Origin of the sequence: Tellurirhabdus rosea (genome assembly GCF_026278345.1) — a bacterium.
Lineage (GTDB): Bacteria > Bacteroidota > Bacteroidia > Cytophagales > Spirosomataceae > Tellurirhabdus > Tellurirhabdus rosea.
Map to the genome: position 1 here is coordinate 3,031,861 of NZ_CP111085.1, position 16,435 is coordinate 3,048,295.

Consider the following 16,435-nt stretch of genomic DNA (forward strand, 5'->3'; position numbering starts at 1 on the left):
ATCATTTCACAGATGGACAAGTTTACAGCGTTCCTGAAGGCTTCCTGGGAGGAGGTACAGCACAACGTCACCTGGCCGAAGTTCTCGGAACTCCAGGCAAGCTCAACGCTCGTTTTGGTGGCTTCGATCATCTTCGCGCTGCTGGTGGGATTGATTGATTTTGTCTTCGAAAATGGCCTGAACCTGTTCTATCAGTCGTTCTAAGGCCTATCCGGTTAATCAGAGCTACAGATGGAAAGCGGAATCAAATGGTATGTCGTCCGGGCCGTTGCTGGTCAGGAGAAAAAAGTCAAATCGTATCTGGACAACGAAATCGCCAGACAAGGTTTGAATGACTATGTTCCGCAAATTTTGATTCCCTCTGAAAAGGTGTATGAAATGCGGAACGGAAAGAAACGCGTTCGTGAGAAGACGTTCTTTCCGGGCTATATTTTAATTTCTGCCGACCTGTCGAACGGCGAGGTGATGCACTTGATCACCAGCATGCCGGGCGTACTGGGTTTTCTGGGCAACAGCAATGGCCCCACGAAAATTCCGGTACCGCTGCGCCAGGCGGAAGTAAATCGCATCCTGGGTAAGGTCGATGAGGTCACCCAGGAAGTGTCGGCCCCGACGCTTTCTTTCCTGAAAGGAGAGTCCGTCAAGGTCGTCGATGGTCCGTTCAGCGGTTTTATTGGAACCGTGGAAGAAGTGTTCGATGAGCGCAAGAAACTGAACGTGGTCGTCAAAATTTTCGGGCGGAATACGCCTGTGGAGCTGAGTTACGCACAAGTAGAAAAGGAAAGTTGAATTGCTATGCCCGAGACGAAGCCGACACGCTTCCCACTGGTCGGTGGAATCATTATCAGGGCTTAGCGTAACATGTTGAAGCAATGGCAAAAGAAGTAGCTGGTTACGTGAAATTGCAGGTGAAGGGCGGCCAAGCCAACCCCTCTCCCCCGATTGGTCCGGCGCTGGGTTCCAAGGGTTTGAATATCATGGAATTCTGCAAGCAGTTCAATGGGCGGACGCAGGACAAGATGGGCATGGTCCTTCCCGTAGTGATCACGTACTACAAGGACAAGTCGTTTGACTTTGTCATCAAGACTCCGCCTGCTCCCATCCTGCTGATGGAGGCTGCAAAAATCAAGGGCGGTTCGGCTCAGCCGAACCGGAACAAGGTTGGGTCGGTAAGCTGGGATCAGGTTCGTCAGATCGCTGAAACCAAAATGCCGGACCTGAACGCCTTCACGGTAGAGTCTGCAATGAAGATGATTGCCGGTACGGCACGCTCAATGGGTATTACTGTAACCGGTCAAGCCCCGTTTGAAACCAAGTAACGGCTGCAAAATCTGAAAGCAAGATGGGAAAACTGACGAAAAAGCAAAAAGACGCGCTCGCTAAGTACGACTCCAAAGGAGTATACTCACTGGCGCAGGCTGCCGAGATTCTGAAACAAATCTCGTACACGAAGTTTGATGCTTCGGTGGATATCGACGTTCGTCTGGGCGTTGATCCGCGTAAAGCTGACCAAATGGTTCGCGGCGTAGCTACTTTGCCCCACGGTACTGGTAAAACGGTTCGTGTGCTGGTACTCTGCACGCCCGACAAAGAGGCAGAAGCACGCGAAGCCGGTGCTGATTATGTAGGCCTGGACGATTTCATTACGAAAATCGAACAGGGCTGGACCGACATCGATGTGATCATCACGATGCCGAACGTTATGGCGAAAGTTGGTAAGCTCGGCCGGGTTCTCGGTCCGCGCGGACTGATGCCGAACCCCAAGTCGGGTACGGTAACGCCGGAAGTTGGTAAGGCCGTTCGTGAAGTGAAAGCCGGTAAAATCGACTTTAAAGTTGACAAAAACGGCAACATTCACACCAGCATCGGTAAAGTGTCTTTTGAGCCGGATAAACTGGCCGAAAACGCCCAGGAAGTCATCGCGACCCTGATGCGTCTGAAGCCTTCTTCGGCAAAAGGAACGTATGTTAAGGCGATTCATTTGTCAAGCACAATGAGTCCGAGTGTGATAATTGACAAATCGACGGTAGCTGGACTGTAATCATGACACGCGAAGAAAAAGGAGCCATTATTGAGGAACTGAGCGAAAAGTTCAAGTCAGTTCCCTACTTCTACATCACCGACGCAAGTGGCATGTCAGTAGGTGAAACCAACCGGCTGCGTCGGATGTGCTTCGAACGGGGCATCGAGTACCGGGTTATCAAGAACACGCTGATCAAAAAGGCGCTGGAAACACTTGAAACCGATTACTCTTCCTTCGAAGGAACGGTTCTGAAAGGATTCTCCGGCGTTATGTTCAGCACGGAATCCGGAAAGACGCCCGCTAAACTCATCAAAGACTTCCGTCGGGAGTCGGGTAATGATAAGCTGAAGCTGAAAGGCGCTTCGGTTGACTACAGCCTCTTCATCGGTGCTGATCAACTCGACACGCTGCTGACGCTGAAGAGCAAAAACGAGCTTGTCGCGGACGTTATCGCCCTGCTGCAATCGCCGGCCAAGAATGTTATTTCTGGTCTGCAAGGCGGCGGCAACAAGCTGGCAGGTATCCTCAAAACGCTGTCGGAGCGCGAGGCCGCTTAAGGTACCAACCCGGTCCACAAGTGCCCAAATCCGATCAATACCAAAAGCCGGGTGTGTTGCCCGCATCGTTTAAATCAATTTTGTAACAATCTAATAAGAATACGAAAATGGCAGATCTGAAAGCGTTCGCAGAGCAGCTTGTCAACCTGACGGTAAAAGAAGTTAACGAACTCGCTGCTATCCTGAAAGACGAGTATGGCATCGAGCCGGCTGCGGCCGCTCCGGTTATGGTAGCTGGTGGCGCTGGCGCCGGTGACGCTGCTGCGGCTGCTCCCGAAAAGACGTCTTTCGATGTTATCCTGAAGAGCCCCGGTGCTGGTAAACTGGCGGTTGTGAAGCTGGTGAAAGACCTGACCGGTCTGGGCCTGAAAGAAGCTAAAGAACTGGTAGACGGTGCTCCGAAGCCGGTTAAAGAAGGCGTAGCGAAAGATGAAGCTGAAGCGCTGAAAAAGCAACTGGAAGAAGCCGGTGCAGAAGTAGAAGTTAAGTAATTGCTTCTCTGCAACACGGATTGACTCCGATAGGATTAGGCCTGACCAACGTCAGGTCTTTTCCTGTTTGGAGACATATAAACTTTTGACCGGATTTTAAAAACTATTTTCCGGGAATCTGCGTTGTCCGTTTACGCCCAATTACGGACGCACAATAGTCGATCACGAACTAAACGCAAATCAGCTTTGGCTACGAACACAACGACGCGTAAAAATTTTGCGACTATCAATCCAGTGATCGAATATCCGGATTTTTTGGATGTTCAGTTACAATCTTTCAAAGATTTTTTTCAACTAGACACTCCTTCCGATAATCGGTCCAAAGAAGGATTGTTCAAGGTCTTCCAGGAAAACTTCCCGATTTCTGACTCCCGCGAAAACTTCGTACTGGAGTTCATTGATTACTCCGTTGATCCGCCGAAATACTCCGTTGACGAGTGTATCGACCGCGGACTGACCTACTCCGTCCCTCTGAAGGCGAAGCTGCGTCTGTCCTGCAACGATGCCGATAACGAGGATTTTGAGACCATCGAGCAGGAAGTATTTCTTGGCAACATCCCTTATATGACGGAGAAAGGTTCTTTCGTCATTAACGGGGCAGAACGGGTAATTGTTTCACAGCTCCACCGCTCACCGGGTGTGTTTTTCTCCATGAGTAAGCACACCAACGGGACGAAGCTGTATTCTGCCCGGATCATTCCATTTAAAGGTTCCTGGATTGAATTCTCGACCGACGTTAACAACGTCATGTACGCATACATCGACCGGAAAAAGAAGTTTCCGGTTACGACGCTGCTGCGTGCCATCGGTTTCGGTTCAGACAAAGAGATTCTGGATTTGTTCGGCCTGTCGGAAGAAGTACCGGCAACGCCCGCAAACCTGAAAAAAGTAGTGGGTCGCCGGTTGGCCGCCCGGGTACTGCGTACCTGGACGGAGGATTTTGTGGATGAGGATACCGGCGAAGTCGTTTCTATCAGCCGCAATGAGGTGCTGATGGAGCGCGACTCCATGGTCTCTCAGGATGATATTGATACCATTGTTGAATCAGGCTCCAAGTCGATCATCCTGCACAAGGAGGATATGAACGTGGCCGATTACAACATTATCTATAATACGCTCCAGAAAGACAGCTCCAACTCCGAGAAAGAGGCCGTAGAGCAGATCTACCGCCAGCTCCGGAACACGGAAGCGCCGGACGAGCAGACGGCCCGGGAAATTATTCAGAGCCTGTTCTTCTCCGACAAGCGGTATGACCTGGGCGATGTTGGCCGGTACCGGATCAACAAAAAGCTGGGTCTGGATATCGATGCCGACATGAAGGTCCTGACGACGGAAGACATTGTCTCCATCGTGAAATACCTGATCGGCCTCATTAACTCCAAGGCGGTCGTGGATGACATTGACCACCTGAGCAACCGCCGCGTGCGGACCGTGGGTGAGCAGCTGTACGCGCAGTTCGGCGTCGGTCTGGCCCGTATGGCCCGGACGATCAAGGAACGGATGAACGTCCGCGATAACGAGGACTTCAAGCCCGTTGACCTGATCAACGCCCGGACGCTGTCGTCGGTCATCAACTCGTTCTTCGGAACCAACCAGCTGTCGCAGTTCATGGACCAGACGAACCCGCTGGCCGAAGTGACGCACAAGCGCCGGATGTCTGCACTCGGACCTGGTGGTCTGTCGCGCGAACGGGCCGGTTTTGAGGTTCGTGACGTTCACTACACGCACTACGGTCGTCTGTGTACGATCGAAACGCCGGAAGGTCCGAACATCGGTCTGATTTCGTCGCTCTGCGTTTACGCCAAAGTAAACAGCATGGGCTTCATCGAAACGCCGTACCGGATTGTTGACGGAGGCAAGGTCGCCGTGGATAAGCCGGTGGTGTACCTGACGGCCGAAGAAGAAGATTCGCACTACATCGCGCAGGCAAATGCCCACGTCGATACGGAAGGATTCTTCGGAAACGACCGGATCAAGTCCCGCTTCGAAGGTGACTTCCCGATTTCGGAGCCGACGAGCGTGACCTATATGGACATTGCCCCGAACCAGATTGTGTCGGTGGCTGCTTCGATGATTCCGTTCCTGGAACACGATGACGCCAACCGTGCCCTGATGGGATCGAACATGCAACGTCAGGCCGTGCCGCTGCTGCGTCCGGAAGCGCCAATCGTCGGTACCGGTCTCGAAGGCCGCGTTGCCGTTGACTCCCGCGCGCTGGTCATTGCCGAAGAAGACGGGGTCATCGACTTTGTTGACGCCACGGTGATCAAAGTACGCTACGACCTGGCGGACGACCAGCGTCTGGTGTCTTTCGACGAAGACGTTAAAGAATATAAACTGATCAAGTTCCGCCGCACGAACCAGGACACCTGCATCAACCTGAAGCCGATGGTGCTGAAAGGCCAGCGGGTGAAGAAAGGCGATGTGCTTTGCGAAGGGTACGCTACTGAAGGGGGCGAACTGGCGCTGGGCCGGAACATGAAAGTAGCCTTTATGCCCTGGCAGGGGTATAACTTCGAGGATGCCATTGTGATTTCGGAGCGTGTTGTACGCGAAGACATCTTCACCAGCATTCACATCGAAGAGTTTGAACTGGAAGTGCGTGACACGAAGCGCGGCGAGGAAGAACTGACGGCTGAAATTCCGAACGTATCGGAAGAAACCGTCCGGAACCTCGACGAAAACGGGATCGTACGTCTGGGTACGGAAGTGAAGGAAGGCGACATCCTGATCGGTAAAATTACGCCGAAAGGAGAGAGCGATCCGACGCCGGAAGAGAAGCTGCTGCGCGCCATCTTTGGCGACAAGGCCGGTGACGTGAAGGATGCTTCCAAGAAAGCACCGCCGTCGCTGAAAGGCGTCGTCATCGACACGAAGCTGTTCTCGCGCCCCAACAAGGAGGACCGCGGTAAGCATAAAGAAGAGATTAAGGCGCTGATGAAGCGGTACAGCCGGGAACTGATCGGTATTCGCGAGAAGATGATCAACAAGATGACGACCCTGCTGGAAGGCAAGACGTCACTCGGTATCCGTCACAAATTTGGCGATGAGATCATGAGCAAAGGGGTGAAGTTTACCCGTAAGAACATTACGGATAACCTCTTCCCGGACAAAAACCCGTATCGCGACGAAAGCAGCTACTCGGTTGCTGAAGAAGTGAACTTGCTGGCCGACCTGCTGACGGAGGGATGGACAGACGATGAGCACACGAACCGTCTGCTCGTGCAGATGGTGAAGAACTACAACAACCGCCGCAACGAAATCACTGGCCGCTTCAAGCGCGAACGCTTTACGCTGGAAGTAGGTGACGAACTGCCGGCCGGTATCGTGAAACTGGCTAAAGTCTACATCGCCAAGAAGCGGAAGCTGAAAGTGGGTGACAAGATGGCCGGTCGTCACGGTAACAAAGGGGTTGTAGCGAAAATCGTTCGTGACGAAGACATGCCGTTCTTGGCGGACGGGATGCCGGTCGACATCGTGCTGAACCCGCTTGGCGTACCTTCCCGGATGAACCTGGGTCAGATCTACGAGACCGTTCTCGGATGGGCTGGCCTGAAACTGGGACGCAAGTATGCGACGCCGATCTTCGACGGCGCTACGGAAGGCGAAGTAATGGCCGAACTGGCCGACGCCAACGTACCGGCATTCGGTCGTCAGTACCTCTACGACGGTCTGTCGGGTGAGCGTTTTGACCAGCCGGTAACGGTCGGGGTTATCTACATGCTGAAACTGGGTCACCTGGTAGACGATAAGATGCACGCCCGTTCGATCGGACCGTACTCGCTCATCACCCAGCAGCCGCTCGGTGGTAAGGCCCAGTTCGGTGGACAGCGTTTCGGGGAGATGGAAGTATGGGCGCTCGAAGCTTTCGGCGCATCGCACATCCTCCAGGAAATCCTGACCGTAAAATCCGATGACGTAGTGGGTCGGGCGAAGGCGTACGAAGCTATCGTGAAAGGTGAAAACCTGCCGAAGCCGAACATCCCGGAGTCATTCAATGTACTCGTACACGAATTGCGTGGTCTGGCCCTGGAAGTAACGCTCGACTAATAAAAGTCCGAAAGTCGCCAGTCGTCAGTCACCCGTTTTAAAGGGATAGCTGATGACTGGCGACTAAAAGACTATCAGACTTTATAATTCTATAAATCTCCAACCAATGTCATTCAAAAAGAACAAAAAGCTCAACAGCGACTTTAACCGGGTCCTCATCAGCCTGGCGTCGCCTGAGTCAATTTTGGAGAGTTCATACGGGGAGGTCACCCAACCGGAGACGATCAACTACCGGACCTACAAGCCCGAAATGGGCGGTCTGTTCTGTGAGCGTATCTTCGGACCGGTGAAAGACTGGGAATGTCATTGCGGAAAATATAAGCGTATTCGCTACAAAGGCATTATCTGCGACCGTTGCGGAGTTGAAGTAACGGAGAAGAAGGTACGCCGTGAGCGGATGGGCCATATCGAACTGGTCGTGCCTGTTGCGCACATCTGGTATTTCCGCAGCCTGCCCAACAAAATCGGTTATCTGTTAGGTCTGTCTACCAAGAAACTTGACCAGATAATTTACTACGAACGGTATGTAGTCGTTCAGCCGGGTATCAAAGGCGAAGACGGCATTCAGGAGCTTGACTTCCTGACGGAAGACGAGTACCTGGATATCATGGATAAACTGCCCAGCGGCAACCAGCTTCTGCCGGACAGCGATCCGATGAAGTTTATTGCTAAAATGGGTGCCGAGGCGCTGGAAATGCTGCTTTCGCGCGTGGCTCTGGACGAACTGTCGTACAACCTGCGTCACGCAGCGGCTACGGATACGTCACAGCAGCGGAAAGCCGAAGCCCTAAAGCGTCTGAAAGTCGTGGAAGCGTTCCGGGATGCCAACACCCGCGTGGAAAACCGTCCGGAGTGGATGGTCATCCGCATGGTGCCGGTCATTCCGCCCGAACTGCGCCCGCTTGTCCCCCTGGACGGCGGCCGGTTTGCTACCTCTGACCTGAACGACCTGTATCGCCGCGTCATCATCCGGAACAACCGTCTGAAGCGTCTGATCGAAATCAAGGCGCCTGAAGTGATTCTTCGGAACGAAAAGCGGATGCTGCAGGAAGCCGTTGACTCCCTGTTTGACAACTCGCGGAAAGTAAACGCCGTGCGTTCCGAAGGGAACCGGGCGCTGAAATCGCTTTCAGACATGCTGAAAGGGAAGCAGGGCCGTTTCCGTCAGAACCTGCTCGGTAAGCGGGTTGACTACTCCGGTCGTTCGGTTATCGTCGTTGGTCCGGAGCTGAAACTGAACGAGTGCGGTCTGCCGAAAGACATGGCCGCCGAGCTGTTCAAGCCGTTCATTATCCGTAAGCTCATCGAGCGTGGAATTGTCAAGACGGTGAAGTCGGCCAAGAAAATCGTTGACCGGAAAGACCCCATCATCTGGGACATTCTGGAAAATGTACTGAAAGGTCACCCTGTCCTGCTCAACCGGGCTCCGACGCTGCACCGTCTGGGTATCCAGGCGTTCCAGCCGAAACTGATCGAGGGCAAGGCGATCCAGCTGCACCCGCTCGTCTGTACGGCCTTCAACGCTGACTTTGACGGTGACCAGATGGCCGTTCACGTCCCGCTGGGACAGGAAGCCATCCTGGAAGCCTCTCTGCTGATGCTGGCCTCGCACAACATCCTGAACCCGGCCAACGGCGCACCGATCACGGTACCGTCGCAGGACATGGTACTCGGGCTGTATTACGTGACGAAAGGTCGCCGTAGCACGCCGGAGTTCCCGATTGCCGGAGAAGGCATGACGTTCTACGGAGCGGAGGAAGTGATTATCGCCATCAACGAAGGCAAACTATCGAAGCACGCCAACATCAAGGTACGGACCCAGGTGCGGACCGAAGCCGGTGATCTCGAAACGAAAGTAATCGAGACCGTTGCCGGACGGGTGCTGTTCAACCAGGCGGTGCCGAAAGAAGTCGGTTATATTAATGAACTGCTGACGAAGAAGAAGCTTCAGCAGATCATTGCCTATATCTTTAAAATTTCCGGTGTAGCCCGTACGGCGGCATTCCTCGACGACATCAAGGAGCTTGGCTTCCAGATGGCCTTCAAGGGTGGTCTGTCGATCGGTCTGAACGACGTAAAAGTTCCGGAAACAAAAACGCAGCTCATCGAGGAGGCCAAAGGCGAAGTAGAAAGCGTCTGGCAGAACTACCTCATGGGTCTGATTACGGAAAACGAACGCTACAACCAGGTGATCGACATCTGGACGCGTGTGAACTCCCGCATCACGGAGACACTCATGAAGCAACTGGAGGCCGACCAGCAAGGGTTCAACTCCATCTACATGATGATGCACTCCGGCGCCCGTGGTTCGCGCGAACAGATTCGTCAGCTCGGCGGGATGCGTGGTCTGATGGCCAAGCCGCAGAAAAACCTGCAGGGCTCCGTTGGTGAGATTATCGAAAACCCGATTCTGTCCAACTTTAAAGAAGGTCTGGACGTATTGGAGTACTTTATCTCGACGCACGGTGCGCGGAAAGGTCTGGCCGATACGGCTCTGAAAACGGCCGATGCCGGTTACCTGACCCGTCGTCTGCACGACGTAGCCCAGGACGTGATCATCACGGAAGAAGACTGCGGTACGCTGCGCGGCCTGCAAATCTCCGCCCTGAAGGATAACGAAGACGTGGTCGAACCGCTGTCCGAACGTATCCTGGGCCGTGTGACGGTACACGATATCTACGACCCGCTGAAGAAGGACGCCGAAGGCAAGCCGGTTCTGATCGTAGCCTCGGGTAGCGAGATTACGGAAGAAATCGCCGCCGCCATCGACGAAACCAGCATCGAAACGGTGGAAATCCGTTCGGTACTGACCTGCGAAGCCAAGAAGGGGGTTTGTGCAAAATGTTACGGACGTAACCTCGCGTCTGGCCGTATGGTCGACATCGGGGAAGCCGTGGGCGTTATTGCCTCCCAGTCGATCGGTGAACCGGGCACTCAGCTGACCCTCCGTACCTTCCACGTGGGTGGTACCGCGTCGAACATCGCCGTTGATGCTGCCATCAAGGCCAAGTTTGCCGGTCTGATCCAGTTCGAGGAAATGCGGACGGTAGAGTCGCTCGACAACGAAGGCAACCCGGTAACGGTCGTTATGGGTCGTTCGGGTGAAGTTAAAATCGTTGACCCGGCCAACCCGAATACGGTTCTGATCAGCAACAACGTCCCTTACGGAGCGTTCCTGCGGGTGAAAGAAGGCCAGATGGTCGAAAAGAACGAGGAGCTTTGCGCCTGGGATCCGTACAACGCCGTTATTCTTTCGGAAATCACGGGTAAACTGGAGTTTGAAGCGATTGAAGAAGCCATCACTTACCGCGAGGAGTTCGACGAACAGACGGGCTTCCAGGAAATGGTGATCATCGAAAGCCGCGACAAAACGAAGAACCCGGCCATCATGGTCCGCGGCACGAGCACGCTGCTCGAAGACACGACCGAGAAAGCCTACAACCTGCCGGTTGGTGCCCGTCTGGTCGTGAAAAACGGCGGCGACATCGTAGCGGGTCAGGCTCTGGCGAAGATTCCGCGGAACGTCGGTAAAACCCGCGACATCACGGGTGGTCTGCCGCGCGTAACGGAACTGTTCGAAGCCCGTAACCCGTCGAACCCGGCGGTCGTTTCGGAAATCGACGGAGTTGTTACCTACGGAACCATCAAGCGTGGTAACCGCGAAATCTATATTGAGTCGAAAGACGGTACCCGGAAGAAGTACCTGGTGCCCCTGTCGAAGCACATTCTGGTTCAGGACAATGACTTTGTCCGGGCCGGTAACCCGCTCTCCGACGGTGCCATTACGCCTTCCGACATCCTGTCGATCAAAGGTCCGACGGCCGTTCAGGAGTACCTCGTGAACGAAATTCAGGAAGTTTACCGTCTGCAAGGGGTGAAGATCAACGACAAGCACATCGAAGCAATTGTTCGCCAGATGATGCAGAAAGTGGAGATCATCGATGCCGGCGACACTAACTTCCTCGAAGGCCAGGTGGTCGACAAGTGGTCATTCCGTGAAGAAAACGACAAGATCATGAACATGAAGGTCGTAATCGATGCGGGTGATTCCGAAACGCTGAAGCCGGGTATGATTATTTCCGCCCGTCGTCTGCGCGACGAGAACTCCAGCCTGAAGCGCCGCGACCAGCGGATTGTGGAGGTACGTGATGCGATGGCCGCCGTTTCGCAGCCGACGCTGTTGGGTATCACGCAGGCGTCGCTGGGTACCGAAAGCTTCCTGTCAGCGGCCTCGTTCCAGGAAACGACGAAGGTTCTGAGCGAAGCGTCGATCCGCGGTAAGGCCGACTATCTGGAAGGTCTGAAGGAGAACATCATCGTGGGTCACCTCGTACCGGCCGGTACGGGTATCCGCCGCTACCAGAACATCATTGTCAGCTCGAAGGAAGAGTACGAATCTTACGTCGAGAACAAAGAGAAGTTCACCCGCAGCAAGCGCCGGGAAACGGTATAACGCGATTTTGTCATAGAAAAGAAGCGGTCAGTCCGAAAGGATTGGCCGCTTTTTTCATACCTTCAAAGTTACAACACCCTGCGTCGCACCTTTACCTGTTTAGTGTTTAACAGCAGTGTTAAAACTTATTGTTAACCGAAACTACCCAATGGAAAACCAGCTCCCCGATCAGGAAGGCCAGATTAACATCGAACTGACCGAAGACATAGCCGAGGGCGTCTACGCCAACCTCGCCATGATTGCCCACTCGAACAGCGAGTTCATCATCGACTTTATTCGCCTGATGCCCGGCGTACCGAAAGCCAAAGTAAAATCCCGCATCATTCTGACCCCCGAACACGCCAAGCGCCTGCTGGCGGCCCTGAAAGAAAACATCCGCAAATTCGAGGATACCTTCGGCGATATCAACGGCGGCGACGAAGCCTTCCGCTTCCCAACCCAGTTCGGCGGGCCGATTGGGGAAGCGTAATTTATTGAGTGATTGAGCGAATGAGTGATTGAGCGAATGCTTCGCCTTGCTTCGTGCCCGCGACTTCCGTACGCTCAATCACTCGATACAAAAAACCTGACTTTAAGCTTTTTACCAAAAATCCTATACTCGCCCCCTTGCTATTCCGGTGAGTTTCACTAATTTTGCACTCCGATTTTCCGGAATACTGCAATTATCACAATTTCTATACAATGCCTACGATACAACAATTAGTACGTAAGGGCCGCGAAAAGCTGGAATTCAAGTCGAAGTCTCCGGCTCTGGATGCGTGCCCGCAGCGTCGCGGTGTCTGCACCCGTGTATACACCACGACTCCCAAAAAGCCGAACTCGGCCCTGCGTAAAGTAGCCCGTGTTCGTCTGACGAACCAGAAAGAAGTGAACGCCTACATCCCGGGCGAAGGCCACAACCTGCAGGAGCACTCGATCGTGCTGGTGCGCGGTGGTCGTGTAAAGGACCTTCCGGGTGTTCGTTACCACATCGTTCGGGGTGCCCTCGATACGGCCGGTGTAAACGGTCGTCTGCAAAGCCGCTCGAAATACGGCACCAAGCGTCCGAAACCGGGTCAGGCTCCGGCAGCCGGCAAAGGCGCACCCGCTAAAGGGAAGAAAAAGTAATTAAAAAAAGCCTTGCACTGCGTACCGCCTGATGTGCCGTACGTAGAGTAAGATCTCCATCTGAAGACCATGAGAAAGGCAAAACCTAAAAAAAGATACGTCCTGCCCGACCCGAAATTCCGGGAGGTGCTGGTAACGAAGTTTGTGAACAACCTCATGTATGAGGGAAAGAAGAGTATCTCATACTCGATCTTCTACGGGGCACTCGAAGTTGTTGAGAAGAAAACCAGCGACAACGGCCTCGAAACGTTCAAGAAGGCACTCAACAACGTAATGCCTTCAGTCGAAGTAAAAAGCCGCCGCGTCGGTGGTGCTACGTTCCAGGTTCCGACGGAAGTGCGTCCTGACCGTAAGGTATCAGTAGGCATGAAATGGCTGATCAAGTACGCCCGGTCACGTGGTGAAAAAACCATGGTAGACCGTCTGGCTGCGGAAATCATCGCCGCATCGAAAGGTGAGGGCGCTGCCGTTAAGAAGAAGGACGATACGCACCGTATGGCCGAAGCAAACAAGGCGTTCTCGCACTTCCGCTTCTAATCCGTATCTTATCTGACTCTCAAAAGCCTTCCCCGGTGAGGGAAGGCTTTTGCTTTTATAGGGTCAGAAATTTTAGACGTTTGCAGGCTTGCTTAGTTATGCGTATAGAGTGGGCAAATCCTGCCTGATGGCTCCAAAACGGATTCTTTCGTTGAGGAGCCGCGCGGCGGAAAAGTACCTTTACAATCCTATACGTTATGAAAAAGCAACTACTTCTTTGGTTGATGCTGCTTTGGACGGGCCAGCTTGCCTGGGCCCAGCAGCGGGTCAGCGGGCGCGTAACCACCGCCCAGGAGCCGGGCGGCCTGCCGGGCGTGACCGTGCAGGTAAAGAACACCTCAAGGGGAGCCACCACGGACCCCAACGGACAGTACAGCATCGAAGCGGCTAACGGCGACGTGCTCGTGTTTAGCTTTATCGGCCTCCAAACCTCCGAACAGACCGTGACCGGACCAACGCTGGACATTGTGCTGGTCGAAGACGTGACCACCCTGAACGAAGTCGTGGCCGTAGGCTACGGCGTGCAGCGGAAAGCCGACGTGACGGGCTCGATCTCCACCGTTCGGGCCGAGGAGATTGCCAGTAGGCCGGTCGCGACGGCGACGCAGGCGTTACAGGGAAAAGCGGCGGGCGTGCTGATCACCACCAACCAGGGCGTGCCGGGAGCGGCTCCCAACGTCCGGATTCGCGGCGTGGGAACAGTCGGCAACAGCAACCCGCTGTACGTAGTGGACGGTATGTTTGTGGATGACATCCGTTTTCTGAACCCGGCCGACATTGCTTCCATCGATATTCTGAAAGACGCCTCGTCGCTGGCGATTTATGGCGTACGCGGAGCCAACGGCGTTGTCCTGATTACGACCAAAGCGGGTAAGGAAGGGCGGACCACGTTCTCCTACGAAGGGTTCGGCGGCGTCACCCAGCTCAGCAAACGACTGGACCTGACCAACGCCACCGAATACGCCACGCTGGTCAACGAAGTGGCCGCCAACGAAGGCGCTCAGCCGCGTTTTCCGAATCCTTCCTCACTGGGCGAAGGCACCGACTGGTTTGATTACATTTTCCGGAACGGCGGCATCCAGAACCACCAGCTGACGGCCTCGGGCGGCACCGACCGGGTTACCTTCAACGTGAGCGCCAGCTACTACGACGAATCGGGCATTATTGACAAATCCCGGTTCAACCGCCTGACCTTTCGCGTTAACAACACTTACAAGCTGACGGGCAACTTCCGGATGGGCAACAACCTTTCGTTTTCCCGTACCCAATCCAACAATGTACCGGGCTCCGTCGTCCAATCGGCCTATAACGCCGACCCGACCGTCGTGCCTCGCCTGCCAAACGGACAGTTTGGCTTTTCGCAGGTCAGTACGGTGGCTAACCCGGCGGCGGTGCTGGAATACCAGACCAACGACCGGGCGCGGACCGGCCAGCTCGTCGGAAATCTGTACGGGGAACTGGATTTTCTGAAAGCATTCACTCTCCGTTCGAGCATCGGCGTAGACCTTTCCCTGAACAACGGCAACGTTTTTCTGCCTTCGTACCGTGTGTCGTCCAGCCAGTTCAACGAACAGAGTCGCCTGACCCGGAGCAACGACCTCAATACCAGCTGGCTCTGGGAAAACACGCTGACGTACCGGAAACAGTTTGGCGAAAACCATGACCTGACGGTGCTGTTAGGCGCTACCGCTCAGGAAGTGCAGTACCAGCGTCTGGAGGGAAGCCGCCGCGATGTGCCGGGTTACAGCTCAGACGTGCAGTATCTGTCACTGGGAAATACCGTGGGAGCCGAGGCGACCGACCAGGGCAACGTCTTCAGTTATGCCTCGTATCTCTTCCGGGTAAACTACACGCTGTTGAATAAGTATCTGTTGACGGTCAGTGTGCGGCGGGATGGTTCTTCCCGCTTTCCGACCAATAACCGCTGGGCAACTTTTCCGGCCGTGGGTCTGGGCTGGCGGATTATCGAAGAGGACTTTATGGCGAATCAGATGCTGTTCAGCAACCTGAAATTGCGGGCCAGTTACGGGATTCTGGGAAATACCAACATTCCCAACTACCTGTATTACCCGCGCATTACCAGCAGCCTGAACCCGGTCTTCGGCTCCGGCCAGAACCTGCAGCTCGGGGCGACGGAGGTCAATACCACGACTTCCAACCTGTTGTGGGAAACAGTGACCCAGACGGACATCGGCCTCGAAACGGGCTTTCTTAACAACCGACTAACGGCCGAAATCGACTACTACAACCGGAAGACCTCCGACGTCATTCTGAACGTCAACATCGGCAATGGCCGCGAGGTACAGGCCAACGCCGCCAGTGTAGTCAACCAGGGCTTCGAATTGTCGGCGGGCTGGAACGACCGGGCAGGCGACCTAAGCTACTCCATCAACGCCAACCTGACGACGGTGAACAACGAAGTGACCAGCCTCGGCAACGGTGGGATTCCGCTCATCGGCGGTAGCCTGGGCAACGGCCGGAACGTGACGCTGACTGACGTCGGCCAGCCCATCGGGGCGTTCTACGGCTATCGGGTGGCGGGCGTTTTCCAGAATGAGCAGGAAGTCACCAGCAGCCCGTCGCAGCCGGGCGCGCGGCCGGGCGATCTGCGGTACGTCGATGTGAGCGGCCCGAACGGCCAGCCCGACGGCGTCATCAACGGCAACGACCGGGTGTATCTCGGAACGGCCATTCCAAAAATGTTCTGGGGCTTCAACTCGAACTTCAACTTCAAGGGCTTCGATCTGTCGCTGGATTTGCAGGGTTCACACGGCAACAAAATCTACAACGGGCGTCGGGCGGTTCGTTTCGGAAACGAAAACTACGAGCGGATTGCGCTGGAACGCTGGACGCCCCAGAACCGGTCTACCACCCAGCCGCGGCTGACCAACGGAGGGCAGAATTTTGAAGTCTCCGAATACTTTATGGAAAGCGGCTCCTTTGTCCGCATCCGGACCATCCAACTGGGCTACGCGCTGCCTTCCAACCTGCTGCGGTCGGTCGGGCTGCGGTCGGTGCGGGTGTATGCCAATGCCCTCAACCCGTTTACGTTTACAAACTATTCGGGCTTCTCGCCGGAAGTGGGCGGACGGGCCAACGAGCCGCTGAGTCGGGGTGTCGATCTGGATGTCATTCCGGTGTACCGTACCACGACCCTCGGGCTGCAGATCGGCTTCTGACCACAGGCATCTATGTTTTCCAAAATGAAAAATACTTC

Annotated in this window: 12 protein-coding genes; all 12 read left to right on the top strand. The window is 54.6% G+C overall.

Going from position 1 to position 16,435, the window contains the following annotated elements; translation table 11 throughout:
* Nucleotides 1-12 precede the first annotated feature (12 nt).
* The 12 genes from secE (at nt 13) to ORG26_RS12815 (ending at nt 16,397) form a co-directional block, all read left to right on the top strand.
* Nucleotides 13-204, top strand: a complete 192-nt coding sequence (gene secE, locus ORG26_RS12760; protein WP_266362300.1) for a preprotein translocase subunit SecE — start codon at nt 13-15, stop codon at nt 202-204.
* 27 nt (nt 205-231) lie between these two features.
* Nucleotides 232-789, top strand: coding sequence for a transcription termination/antitermination protein NusG (nusG, locus tag ORG26_RS12765; protein ID WP_266362303.1), 558 nt, complete (start codon nt 232-234; stop codon nt 787-789).
* A gap of 83 nt (nt 790-872) precedes the next feature.
* Nucleotides 873-1,319, top strand: a complete 447-nt coding sequence (rplK, locus tag ORG26_RS12770; protein ID WP_266362305.1) for a 50S ribosomal protein L11 — start codon at nt 873-875, stop codon at nt 1,317-1,319.
* 23 nt (nt 1,320-1,342) lie between these two features.
* Nucleotides 1,343-2,041: a 50S ribosomal protein L1 gene (gene rplA / locus ORG26_RS12775; protein WP_266362307.1), complete on the top strand. Its 699-nt coding sequence runs from the start codon at nt 1,343-1,345 to the stop codon at nt 2,039-2,041.
* A gap of 2 nt (nt 2,042-2,043) precedes the next feature.
* Complete coding sequence (rplJ, locus tag ORG26_RS12780; RefSeq protein ID WP_266362309.1) at nt 2,044-2,580, top strand: 50S ribosomal protein L10; 537 nt, start codon at nt 2,044-2,046, stop codon at nt 2,578-2,580.
* Nucleotides 2,581-2,687: 107 nt separating this feature from the next.
* Nucleotides 2,688-3,071 (top strand): 50S ribosomal protein L7/L12, encoded by a 384-nt coding sequence (rplL, locus tag ORG26_RS12785; RefSeq protein WP_266362311.1) that lies wholly within the window; start codon nt 2,688-2,690, stop codon nt 3,069-3,071.
* Nucleotides 3,072-3,257: 186 nt separating this feature from the next.
* Nucleotides 3,258-7,121: a DNA-directed RNA polymerase subunit beta gene (gene rpoB, locus ORG26_RS12790; RefSeq protein ID WP_266362313.1), complete on the top strand. Its 3,864-nt coding sequence runs from the start codon at nt 3,258-3,260 to the stop codon at nt 7,119-7,121.
* Nucleotides 7,122-7,227: 106 nt separating this feature from the next.
* Nucleotides 7,228-11,574, top strand: a complete 4,347-nt coding sequence (gene rpoC / locus ORG26_RS12795) for a DNA-directed RNA polymerase subunit beta' (RefSeq protein ID WP_266362315.1) — start codon at nt 7,228-7,230, stop codon at nt 11,572-11,574.
* Nucleotides 11,575-11,722: 148 nt separating this feature from the next.
* On the top strand, nt 11,723-12,043 hold the full coding sequence (locus tag ORG26_RS12800) for a DUF3467 domain-containing protein (protein ID WP_266362317.1): 321 nt from the start codon (nt 11,723-11,725) through the stop codon (nt 12,041-12,043).
* A gap of 212 nt (nt 12,044-12,255) precedes the next feature.
* Nucleotides 12,256-12,681, top strand: a complete 426-nt coding sequence (rpsL, locus tag ORG26_RS12805; protein WP_266362319.1) for a 30S ribosomal protein S12 — start codon at nt 12,256-12,258, stop codon at nt 12,679-12,681.
* Nucleotides 12,682-12,750: 69 nt separating this feature from the next.
* On the top strand, nt 12,751-13,218 hold the full coding sequence (rpsG, locus tag ORG26_RS12810; RefSeq protein WP_266362321.1) for a 30S ribosomal protein S7: 468 nt from the start codon (nt 12,751-12,753) through the stop codon (nt 13,216-13,218).
* Between the two features lie 197 nt (nt 13,219-13,415).
* A complete protein-coding gene (locus tag ORG26_RS12815; RefSeq protein ID WP_266362323.1) occupies nt 13,416-16,397 on the top strand; it encodes a SusC/RagA family TonB-linked outer membrane protein in 2,982 nt (993 codons plus the stop codon).
* Nucleotides 16,398-16,435: the final 38 nt, after the last annotated feature.

Coding starts and splice junctions, on each gene's coding strand:
- secE (WP_266362300.1), top strand. CDS start 13: ATGGACAAGTTTACAGCGTTCCTGAAGGCTTCCTGGGAGGAGGTACAG.
- nusG (WP_266362303.1), top strand. CDS start 232: ATGGAAAGCGGAATCAAATGGTATGTCGTCCGGGCCGTTGCTGGTCAG.
- rplK (WP_266362305.1), top strand. CDS start 873: ATGGCAAAAGAAGTAGCTGGTTACGTGAAATTGCAGGTGAAGGGCGGC.
- rplA (WP_266362307.1), top strand. CDS start 1,343: ATGGGAAAACTGACGAAAAAGCAAAAAGACGCGCTCGCTAAGTACGAC.
- rplJ (WP_266362309.1), top strand. CDS start 2,044: ATGACACGCGAAGAAAAAGGAGCCATTATTGAGGAACTGAGCGAAAAG.
- rplL (WP_266362311.1), top strand. CDS start 2,688: ATGGCAGATCTGAAAGCGTTCGCAGAGCAGCTTGTCAACCTGACGGTA.
- rpoC (WP_266362315.1), top strand. CDS start 7,228: ATGTCATTCAAAAAGAACAAAAAGCTCAACAGCGACTTTAACCGGGTC.
- ORG26_RS12800 (WP_266362317.1), top strand. CDS start 11,723: ATGGAAAACCAGCTCCCCGATCAGGAAGGCCAGATTAACATCGAACTG.
- rpsL (WP_266362319.1), top strand. CDS start 12,256: ATGCCTACGATACAACAATTAGTACGTAAGGGCCGCGAAAAGCTGGAA.
- rpsG (WP_266362321.1), top strand. CDS start 12,751: ATGAGAAAGGCAAAACCTAAAAAAAGATACGTCCTGCCCGACCCGAAA.
- ORG26_RS12815 (WP_266362323.1), top strand. CDS start 13,416: ATGAAAAAGCAACTACTTCTTTGGTTGATGCTGCTTTGGACGGGCCAG.